Source organism: Bacteroidota bacterium (genome assembly GCA_018698135.1).
In the GTDB taxonomy this organism is placed as follows: Bacteria; Bacteroidota; Bacteroidia; order CAILMK01; family JAAYUY01; genus JABINZ01.
The window spans coordinates 1-10,672 of the sequence record JABINZ010000020.1; the positions used below are offsets into that span (position 1 = coordinate 1).

10 protein-coding genes are annotated in these 10,672 nt (G+C 35.7%); 9 read left to right on the forward strand and 1 reads right to left on the reverse strand.

All coding sequences use genetic code 11. From position 1 onward, the window contains the following. Positions 1-8: 8 nt before the first annotated feature. Positions 9-773 carry an IS5 family transposase gene (locus tag HOG71_01495; protein ID MBT5989502.1) on the reverse strand — a complete coding sequence of 255 codons (765 nt, stop codon included), beginning with the start codon at positions 771-773 and terminating at the stop codon, positions 9-11. Positions 774-1,147: 374 nt separating this feature from the next. On the opposite strand from HOG71_01495, the gene HOG71_01500 reads away from it, so the two are divergent. The 9 genes from HOG71_01500 to HOG71_01540 form a co-directional block, all read left to right on the forward strand. Further along, positions 1,148-2,365 carry a PQQ-binding-like beta-propeller repeat protein gene (locus HOG71_01500; protein ID MBT5989503.1) on the forward strand — a complete coding sequence of 406 codons (1,218 nt, stop codon included), beginning with the start codon at positions 1,148-1,150 and terminating at the stop codon, positions 2,363-2,365. 57 nt (positions 2,366-2,422) lie between these two features. Beyond that, positions 2,423-3,664, forward strand: coding sequence for a PQQ-like beta-propeller repeat protein (locus HOG71_01505; GenBank protein ID MBT5989504.1), 1,242 nt, complete (start codon positions 2,423-2,425; stop codon positions 3,662-3,664). Between the two features lie 69 nt (positions 3,665-3,733). Then, positions 3,734-5,146, forward strand: coding sequence for a PQQ-binding-like beta-propeller repeat protein (locus HOG71_01510; GenBank protein ID MBT5989505.1), 1,413 nt, complete (start codon positions 3,734-3,736; stop codon positions 5,144-5,146). 97 nt (positions 5,147-5,243) lie between these two features. Then, complete coding sequence (locus HOG71_01515) at positions 5,244-6,203, forward strand: hypothetical protein (protein ID MBT5989506.1); 960 nt, start codon at positions 5,244-5,246, stop codon at positions 6,201-6,203. Positions 6,204-6,300: 97 nt separating this feature from the next. After that, positions 6,301-6,672 carry a GxxExxY protein gene (locus HOG71_01520; protein ID MBT5989507.1) on the forward strand — a complete coding sequence of 124 codons (372 nt, stop codon included), beginning with the start codon at positions 6,301-6,303 and terminating at the stop codon, positions 6,670-6,672. A gap of 52 nt (positions 6,673-6,724) precedes the next feature. After that, a complete protein-coding gene (locus HOG71_01525) occupies positions 6,725-6,940 on the forward strand; it encodes a hypothetical protein (GenBank protein ID MBT5989508.1) in 216 nt (71 codons plus the stop codon). Then, positions 6,941-7,522, forward strand: coding sequence for a 4Fe-4S binding protein (locus tag HOG71_01530; protein MBT5989509.1), 582 nt, complete (start codon positions 6,941-6,943; stop codon positions 7,520-7,522). It begins immediately after the preceding gene. Next, positions 7,522-8,796 (forward strand): 4Fe-4S binding protein, encoded by a 1,275-nt coding sequence (locus tag HOG71_01535; GenBank protein ID MBT5989510.1) that lies wholly within the window; start codon positions 7,522-7,524, stop codon positions 8,794-8,796. The genes HOG71_01530 and HOG71_01535 overlap by 1 nt, the downstream gene beginning before the upstream one ends. A 107-nt stretch (positions 8,797-8,903) precedes the next feature. After that, positions 8,904-10,672 (forward strand): PQQ-like beta-propeller repeat protein (locus HOG71_01540; GenBank protein MBT5989511.1); only part of this gene is annotated, 1,769 nt, incomplete at its 3' end.

Below are 10,672 nucleotides of genomic sequence, written 5' to 3' on the forward strand. Positions count from 1 at the left end.
GAAGTTGTTCAAAGTTGACGCAATAAAATTACTGTAAAAGCCAATAGATGCAATGCTTTCCAATGAGTTTTGTTTGTTTCAAAACGTACCAGAATTGCCTTGTAAGCATCCAACCAAGCATTTGTCCTTTCTATAACAAACCTACTTTTGTATAATAAGTCATCAAAAAGGTAATCTCTTTCGCTGTTGTTTCTTTTATTATGGTCAATGTTTCCAACAATTTCGTTTTCACCACAATAACTGCGAAAGCCTTCTGTGTCAAAGCCTGAATCCGCATTTAAAAACAGCCCTTCTGTTCTTATGTCTGCTTTTTGGATATCCTCTACCATTCTGGCTACGGTTTTTTCTAATTCAAATGCATCGTTATGATTACCTGAAATAGGGTCGCTACATGCCAAAGGAATGCCGCAGCTATCTGTTATGATCAACATGTTGCTCGTCTTGCTTTTCTTTCTCCCTTGGTAACCTACGGCTTCTCCTCCTCGCTTTGCTGGGGTGTGAGTGCCATCCAGTTGAATACTTGACATGTCTAATAAATGCTTGTATTTGTTTAATACCATTTGCCAAACAGCATCCCAACTTCCATTCTTACACCATTTTTGATAATGATAGTAAACACTGTTCCATTTATATTTTTTCCTAAAAAATTGTTTCATGGGCAACTCTCTCCACTGACATCCGGTTTTTAACCTAAATAATATAGCTTCTACTACTTGACAACAATTTACTCGGCAATTGTCCTGTGAATTTCCAAAGTTCAGTCTTGGACAGATCTCTTTTTTATTATACCTTTACTTAACATATATTTTTTTACACCAATGATATTAATCTTTATTTTGGTATCATTGGTGTTTTATCAACATTCGACTTTGAACAACTTCTATATCAGACAATTGATAATTGTCCATTTTTTTTAAAAATAAACAGTACAATTCAGTGAATAAGAAAACGCCTGCGAATCAGATAACAAACTGAGTTATTACAATTCTTTTCTTATTAAAATTCCATCCCATTTCTTAAGACTAATTAGAACAACTATGAATTTCATAGTATCACATTCAATACTTTGAATATCTGCTTTTTTTCGATAAACTTGTAGGTTATAAGTATAAGAAATCAATCAATTAAATACCCATAAAACAATAATATGTTTAAAACAACATTTACATTATTAGCTATTTTACTAACAATACAGCTATCGGCACAATCCAACGCCCAGTGGAGAGGAGATAACAGAGATGGAATTTACAATGAATCTGGTTTGCTAAAACAATGGCCTGAGAATGGACCTGAATTATTATGGCAGTACGATTTACTTGGAGCCGGACATGCATCTGCAGCTGTCACGGAAGAAATAGTATATACTGCAGGAACAAACGAAACAGATGGTTTTATCATTGCTTTTGATCATTCCGGAAAAGAAATCTGGAAAACTGTTTATGGAAAAGAATGGCTTGAAAACTGGGATGGTGTAAGGTCAACACCAACAATTTATGAAGGAAAAGTTTATCAATTAAGTGGTTATGGAGTAATCTATTGTTTTGATGGCAACACTGGCGATATACTTTGGCAAGAAGACCTGATTGAAAAGTTTGGAGCACAAAATATCAAATTCGGTATTACTGAAAATTTGGTAGTCGATGAAGATAAGGTATTTGTAACCATTGGGGCTCTGGATGCAAGCGTTATTGCCTTACATAAGGATACAGGTATTATTCTATGGAAATGCACAGGAACTGGAGAGAAAAGTGCTTATTGTTCTCCTGCACTCATCCAACTTCCTGAAGCTAAAATATTTGTTACTCATACAGAAAAACACATTTTATGTATCAATCCTATAAATGGTGAATTAATATGGAAACATGAATTCCTGAACAAATACGTTACACATGCCAATACACCATTTTATCATGAAGGTTATCTCTACTGTGTAACAGGAACAGCTGCTGGAGGAGTAAAAATAGAACTAGCTCCAAATGGTGATTTCATAAAAGAAGTATGGAGGAATACAACTCTTGACAGCAAGCTTGGAGGATTTATTTTTACAGAGGGTAGAATTTGTGGTGCTGGTGATGCCAATAAAAACTGGTCATGTATCGACTGGGAATCTGGAAAAGAGCTATTCAATTCGACTGAAATCAGCAAAAAAGGAAATGTTATTTATGCTGATGGTTTAATGTATTGGTATTCAGAATCAGGTGAAATAGCCCTTGTAGAAGTGCAAGAAGACAAATTCAATATCATTAGCAAATTTGAAGTTCCTTTTGGAGAAAAATGGCATTGGTCACATTTAGTCATTCATAATAAAAAGTTATATGTTCGACATGGCAGCTATTTAATGGTTTATGATATCGCAGCAAAATAGTCTGTTCAAAATTCGATTGTTCAAATGTTCTATTATTCTTAATTCAAAATTGACAATATGAAACACTTATTAATCATATTCATTTCTATCCTGACACTTACAATTCAGGCTCAAGACTTCAGCGAATGGAGAGGTCCAAATCGAACTGGAGTTTATAATGAGATAAACCTTTTAACAGAATGGCCTGACAATGGACCAACAATGCTTTGGTCTGCAGAAAACTTACCTAAAGGCTATTCTTCAGTAGCAGTAGCCAATAAAATGATTTATTTCACGGGTATAGTAGAAAATTCTGATGTTGTTTTAGCATATGATCTCTATGGAAATTTATTGTGGGAAGCAGTTTATGGAAGAGCATGGGATGCTACTTTTGACCATAGCCGTTGTACTCCTACTGTTGATGGAAACAGATTATATGTATCAAGTGGAATGGGTGATTTAGCATGTATCAATGCAATTGATGGATCCTTTATTTGGCAGGTAAAAGCTTCTGAATTATATAAAGGCACATATGGCAAATGGGGAATTTCTGAATCCTTAATTGTTTTAGATAACAAAGTCTTTTATACTCCCGGTGGTGACCTAACTACAACAATTGCATTAGATAAGCTGACAGGTGAATTAATTTGGAAATCAGAAAGTCTTAAAGATAAGCCTGCTTATGTATCGCCAATCTTGTATAAACACAATGATAAGTATCAAATAGCTAATGTAACCGAAAATTATGCATTTGCATTTAACCCTGAAAATGGTGAAATTCTCTGGAAATTTGACTTTGGATCATTCTCAAATGCAAAAGGATGGAATATTCAAGCTGTGAGTCCTGTTTACCACGATGGATTTATTTACATAACTGCTGGATACGACCATAAAGGAGTTATGCTTGAAATTGCAAAAAATGGAAAATTTGTAAAACTTGCCTGGTCTGATGAAAATTTGGATGTGCATCATGGTGGAGTTGTTCGAATTGGAGACTACATTTATGGAGCTAACTGGAAGGGAAATAAAAATGGAAACTGGCTTTGTTTAGATTGGAAAACTGGCAAGGTCATGTATGATCAAGAATGGTTTAGCAAAGTATCTATTATTTCAGCCGAAGGCATGTTGTATTGTTATGAAGAAAAAACAGGAAACATTGCATTGGTTAAAGCTGATCCAAAAGAATTTAAAATAATAAGTTCATTTGAAGTACCTTTAGGCAGTGGACCACATTGGTCACATTTAGTCATTAAGGATGGTGTTCTTTATGTAAGACATGAAGATGCTTTGATGGTGTATGATATAAAAAATAGCTTCTAGTTGCTTGCCGTTGGTTGCCCGTGTCCTAGTAAACGAGAAACCAAAAATGAGTAACTAGCAACCAAAACTATGCAACTAAGAACCTATATAATTCTAATACTTAGCCTACTTGGAATAGGTGCATTGGCATTTTGGTTCATGTACAATCCATCAAAAAATATAGTTAAAAGCGATCCGGGAATGGATGAGAGGATTAATCTCGATTCTCTTATCAATGAAAATATTGAAATAGGAAAAGAGTTTGTTGAATTTGCTCAAGAGGAAAGCAAATTAACAGGCAGGTGGGATGCATTCAGAGGTCCAAACAGAGACAACATCAATACTGAAAATATTAAACTCATTAATAGTTTTGAAGGCAAGCCTGAAATTCTATGGAAAGTAGATTTAGGTGAAGGTCATGCTGCTCCTGCCATATACAATGGAAAAGTCTACATTCTGGATTACAATGAAGAAACCAAACAAGATGAACTAAGATGTTTTGGTTTGGAAACCGGCCAAGAGCTCTGGAAGCGTTCCTATAATGTGCATGTAAAGCGAAATCATGGAATGTCACGAACAATCCCAGCAGTTACCGACAAATATGTTGTAACCATTGGTCCTCGGGGTCATGTTATGTGTTCAAACTCACAAAATGGCGATTTTTTATGGGGAATTGATTTGGTCAAAGATTACGAAACAGAAATTCCTTATTGGTACACAGGTCAATGTCCACTTATCGAAAATGATGTTGCCATTCTTGCTCCAGGAGGCAAAAACTTAATGATTGGAGTTTCATGCGAAACAGGTGAAATAATCTGGAAAACTGAGAATCCTGACAATTGGCAAATGTCACATTCTTCCATTATGACCATGACAATTCATGGAAAAAAGATGTTTGTTTATGCAGCTGTAGGTGGAATAGTTGGTATTTCAGCTGAAGAAGAAAGTTTGGGTAAAACACAATGGAAAACCAAGGAATTTGCTCCTTCTGTTGTTGCTCCTTCCCCAATCCTACTGGATAACAATCGTATATTTATTACTGCTGGATATGGTGCAGGATCAATGTTATTTGAGGTAACTAAAATAAATGAAATCAAAATAATACAACATTTTAAACCAAAGGATGGATTGGCTTCAGAACAGCAAACTCCTATTTTTTATCAGGATCATGTTTTTGGAGTTTTGCCAAAAGATGCAGGCCAGAACCGAAACCAATTTGTGTGTTATAATCAAGATGATTGTCAAACAATAAAATGGGCAAGTGGCAAAACCGAACGTTTTGGACTTGGTCCATATGCCATTGCTGATGGAAAATTTTTTATTTTGAATGATGATGGAACTCTTTTAATAGCCAAATTATCTACCAAAGGATTTACTCTTTTAGATAGAGCTAAAATTCTTGAAGGGCACGATGCTTGGGGACCTCTCGCTTTTGCAGATGGTTATCTCTTACTACGAGATTCTAAATCGATGGTATGTTTGAACATTAAATTAGAAAATTGAGAAATTGTAAAATTGAAATATTAAGTAATTGGGAGTTCCCCTTTCGGGAATTAGGGGGCGTGAATGGGCAACTATACAATCTTAAAACTTCAATCCTATGAAACAGCGTTTATTAATATTATTCTCCGTTCTGGTCATCTTAGCAGCTATTTTCTTTATGACCAAAGACTTCTTCAAGAAAGACAAGAATCAGGAGAACCCATATGCGTATGATTTAAGAGATTTGAAAGAAACTGATTCTTCTCAACTATGTTATAAAGAAGTTCTTACAATAACACCTGAACTGGATAAATTATTTGCAGTTGCCACCGATCAAAACGATAGAATTTATGTTGGTGGAAATGCTAAGGTTTTAATTTATAAAGCAAATGGCAACCTTTTAGAAAGTATTGATGTTAAAAAAGATGTTTCAGCCATGAGCATTAGTCAAGATGGTAAAATGTATTTGGCAATGAACGATCATATTGAAGTTTGGGATACAATGGGCATTTTATATGGTATTTGGGAAACGCCAAACGACAAAGTTATTTTTACAAGTATTACTGTTAACGAAACAGATGTTTTTGTTGCAGACGCTGGAAACAAAATTGTGCTCCATTATAATATGATGGGAGAACTTCTAAATGAAATTGGAGCAAAAGATAGTCTAAAAGGAATTCCAGGTTTTGTGATTCCTAGTCCATTTTTCGATTTAGCACTGGGACGAGATGGTGAACTTTGGGTTGTTAACCCTGGCAGGCATTCTTTTGAAGCTTATGAATTTGATGGAGAGCTGATTTCAAGTTGGAAACGAACTTCGATGACCATTGAAGGTTTTAGTGGATGTTGCAATCCAACACATATGGCCTTACTATCCGATGGATCGTTTGTAACCAGTGAAAAAGGCTTGGAACGAGTAAAAATCCATCTTCCATCAGGAGATTTTAAATGCCTTGTTGCAGGACCCGAAAGTTTTGAAGAAGGAACAAAAGGAATTGATTTAGCAGTTGATTCCAAAGATCGAATAATAGTGTTAGATCCTAAAAAAGTAGAAGTAAGAGCGTATGACAAACATTAAAAAAGAACTTCGTGTTTCTTCTAGAAAACTTCGTTTAAAAAAAGGGAACACGAAGGTGCACGAAGAAAATGAAGATTCACGAAGAAAAAAATAATAAATGGAGTTTGATAAACTTTCGAATATTGTAATTGGAAAAGCCATTGAGGTTCACAGGCATTTAGGACCTGGACTCCTTGAGTCTGCTTATGAGGAATGTTTATCCTATGAATTGGAAACGGTAGGATTAGAAATAATAAGACAAAAAGCAGTTCCAATTGTTTATAAAGATATTAAACTTGATAAAGGATATCGAATTGATATTCTTGTTGATAATACTCTTATTATTGAAATTAAATCAGTCGAGTCATTAACAGATGTTCATGAAGCACAAATATTAACATATATGAAGTTTGCTGAGAAGAAAACTGGTTTACTCATAAACTTTAATGTTAAAATGTTAAAACAAGGACTTAAGAGATATATTAGATAATTCTTCGTGGAGCTTCGTGATTTCTTCGCGAATCTTCGTGTAACTAAAAGATATGAACAGACGAAAATTCATAAATAACATTACAAGAGGAGGTCTCCTAGCAGGACTTGCTACCATGAGTTCTGTATTTCTCATTCGAAATAAAAAGAACCAAAACACCCATTGTTCCTATGAATTTGTTTGTCGAAATTGTAAAAAAATTGACAACTGTATTTTACCAGAAGCAGCCCTTTACAAATACGAACAAACAGCTAAACAAAAGAAATAAATGACCGATTCCAAAAATAAAAGAGTAAATCGTAGAGACTTTATCAATAAAGGGCTTCGATATACTGTTGGGATTGGTATTGGAGCAATTGGAATAACTGCACTAACCAAAAGTAGCAAACAGGAAATGGTTTGGCAACTTGATCCTGAAAAGTGTACCCAATGCGGACGATGCGCAACTGCATGTGTCAAAACACCATCAGCTGTCAAATGTTTCCATGTGTATGCCATGTGTGGCTATTGCGATTTATGTGGGGGCTATTTCAGACCCGAAACAAAACACCTAAGCACTGGAGCAGAAAACCAGCTTTGCCCAACATCTGCCATAAAAAGAAAATTTATTGAAGATCCATTTTTCGAATATCATATTGATGAAGATCTCTGTATTGGTTGTGGAAAATGTGTAGCTGGTTGTGTTGCATTCGGAAATGGTTCACTTCAACTACAAGTTCATCAAGGCTTGTGCGATAACTGTAATGTTTGTGCCATAGCACGTGTTTGCCCTGCAGAAGCATGGGAAAGAGTTCCTGCAAACCAGCCTTATAAATTTATGGGTGTTCAAAATGAAAATGAGAAAGGCTAATGAAAACCAAAGTAATTAGCATATTGATTTCTTTGATAACATTTGCAGAATATGCAGCTGCACAAGCAGTTCAGCGTTTTCCAAAGCCTGAATTTGAATATGGACATCAACAACCTCCTACCCTAACACCAGCACCCAGAGCCCAGTTTTTTGAGTTCCTTGATGTTGCTATTCTGATTGCTAGTTTATCAATAGTCACATGGCTTGTACTCAAGAAAAGATCAAGAAATGGTGTTTTACTGATGAGTATTTTCTCCATAATATATTTCGGCTTTATTCGTGAAGGCTGTGTATGTTCAGTTGGTTCGGTACAAAATATTGCTCTAGCACTTTTTAATTCCGATTATAAAATTCCGTATACGGTTATTGCCTTTTTTGTTATTCCACTCATCTATACCTTGTTTTTTGGAAGAACATTTTGTGCAGGCGTTTGTCCTTTAGGAGCCATTCAGGATATTGTTGCTCTAAAACCACAAAAATTAAGTTCGTGGTTGCAAACAACTTTAGGTTTAATCCCATTCCTTTATTTAGGATTTGCCATTTTATATGCAGCTACAGCCACCGATTTTATAATTTGTAGATACGATCCTTTTATAGGCATATATAGACTGGATGCAAAATTCAGCATGTTTGTTTTAGGAGGAGCATTTTTAATTGCAGGCGTTTTTATTGCTCGACCCTATTGTCGCTTTTTCTGTCCTTATGGAGTTTTATTGAATCTGGTTAGTCGAGTTTCATGGAAACATATGAAAATTACTCCTTCAACATGTATTCAATGTAAATTATGTGAGAACTCATGTCCTTTTGGAGCCATCAATGAACCTACAGTAGAAAAGAAACGAGAAGACAGGCAAATAGCTACCCGTAGATTTATTATTTTGATTGTTTTGATACCATTATTGACATTAGCTGGAGGTTGGGTAGGATCACGATTTTCAGAAAACTTAGCCAAAGTTCATCCAACAGTTGATTTGGCAAATGAAGTTTTGACATTTGATGAAAGTCAAGGTATTGAGCCTAGTTTGGAATATACTGAATACAAAGGTTTGGGGAAATCAGAGGATGAATTGTACATCGAGGCTGCAGATATATTACATCAATTTTATATTGGAGCATGGATATTAGGGGCATTCATTGGATTGGTAATCGCATTAACATTAGCAGGTTTATCAATTAATAAGCATCGAACCGATTATGAACCAGATAATGCCACTTGCTTTAGTTGTGCACGTTGCATGGATTATTGTCCAGTGCCAAAAGAGGAAACGAAATGATGAATTTGAAAATAATAAACTCTGGGATACTTTGTGCAAACCTCTGTGTACCTCTGTGGTATAGCTATTACACAAAGCTGCACGGAGAAATTATAAAAGCATAAGCAATGATACAAGAGACTAGAAACGAGAAACCAGCAACCAGCAACCAGCAACCCTGGCTCTCAATTGCTTATATAGCTGGAGCATTTTCATTCATCATTTGCACTCTCCTCATTGCCAACTACCTGCAAATGCAAAAGGTAGATCCGATAGAACAAAATACTTTGAATGCCCTTATTGAACGGTTAAATGAAAATCCAGAAGATGAAGCACTTCGAGAAGAGATTAGAACTTTTGATTATGTGAGTCGTAAAGCGTATTTCACCAATACTTGGCAAGTAAGAACTGGTGGCTATATATTGCTCATCGGAATTGCCTTGGTCATCATCTCCTTGCAATTTATTAGTTTGAATAAGAAAAAAGAGCCTTATGTTTCTGATCAAAAACCAGAAAGCATATTCCTAAATCAAAAAAAATCAAGGCTTTGGATTTCAATCGGAGGAATTGCATTAGTTGTTGCTGCATTGATAGCAGCATTTTTAACGCATTCTGAGTTAGAAAACAAATTTGCTCAAACGGCTCTTGTAGATAAAAATATAGTTGAAGAAGAAACTATTGAATCTCAGAATCAAGAAACTAAAGCTGTTGAAGAAGAGATCATTGACTCTACTTTGGTTGATTCTACTACAACTGATATCGAAATTCAAGATAAAAAATACAAAGCAGCTGGCTGGTCTGAAATCAAGAATAATTTTGCTTCTTTCCGAGGCCCAGGAGGAAATGGAATTGCATATCAAAAGAATGTTCCTACCCAATGGGATGGTCCAACAAGTCAAAACATTAAATGGAAATTGAAGATTCCTTTGCATGGGTATAGCTCACCTATTGTTTGGGGTGATAAAGTATTTATAACTGGTGCAAACGAGAGCACACGAGAGCTTTATGGCATAGACATCAATTCTGGAAAAATAATTTGGACAGCCAAAGCTGAAAAAATACAAGGCACCCCAAAATCTCCTGAAACAACTGATGACACTGGTCTGGCTGCTCCTTCGCCAACAACTGATGGAACACATATTTACGCTATTTTTGGAAATGGAGATATCATAGCAGTAGATATGGATGGCAAGCAAGTCTGGGCAAAAAACCTTGGTTTACCAGTCAATCATTACGGGCATTCATCTTCACTAATTATGCATGAGGATAAATTGATAATTCAGTATGACCAGCGAAAAAATTCGAAACTAATTGCACTTTCAGGAGAAAGCGGGGATTTGATCTGGACAACTGAAAGACCCGTAAAAATATCATGGGCTTCACCAGTTCTTGTCAATACGGGAAATAGATATGAAATTATTTTAAGCTCCGATCCATTTGTTGCTTCGTATGATGCTATCACCGGAAAAGAACTTTGGAAGGTAAACTGCTTGTCTGGCGAAGTAGGGCCCTCTGTTGCTTATGGAAATGGAATCGTTTTCGCCATGAACGAATACGCTTCTTTGGTTGCAATTGATGTAAAAACACAAGCTAAGCTTTGGGAAGACAATGAATATCTATCGGAAGTTCCCAGTCCAATCGCCTATCAAGATTTTGTAATTATTCCAACAGCCTATGGAGTTGTTGTTTGTTATGATTCGAAAACAGGGGAGCTGCTTTGGGAACAAGAATTTGACAATGGATTCTATTCCTCACCAGTATTGGTCGAAGGAAAAGTCTATATGCTCGATCGAAAAGGCATTATGCATATTTTTAAGGCTTCCAGAACTTTTGAATTGATTTCAGAACCAGCTATTGGTATTAAATCCGATTGTACGCCAGCTTTTGCCAATGGTAA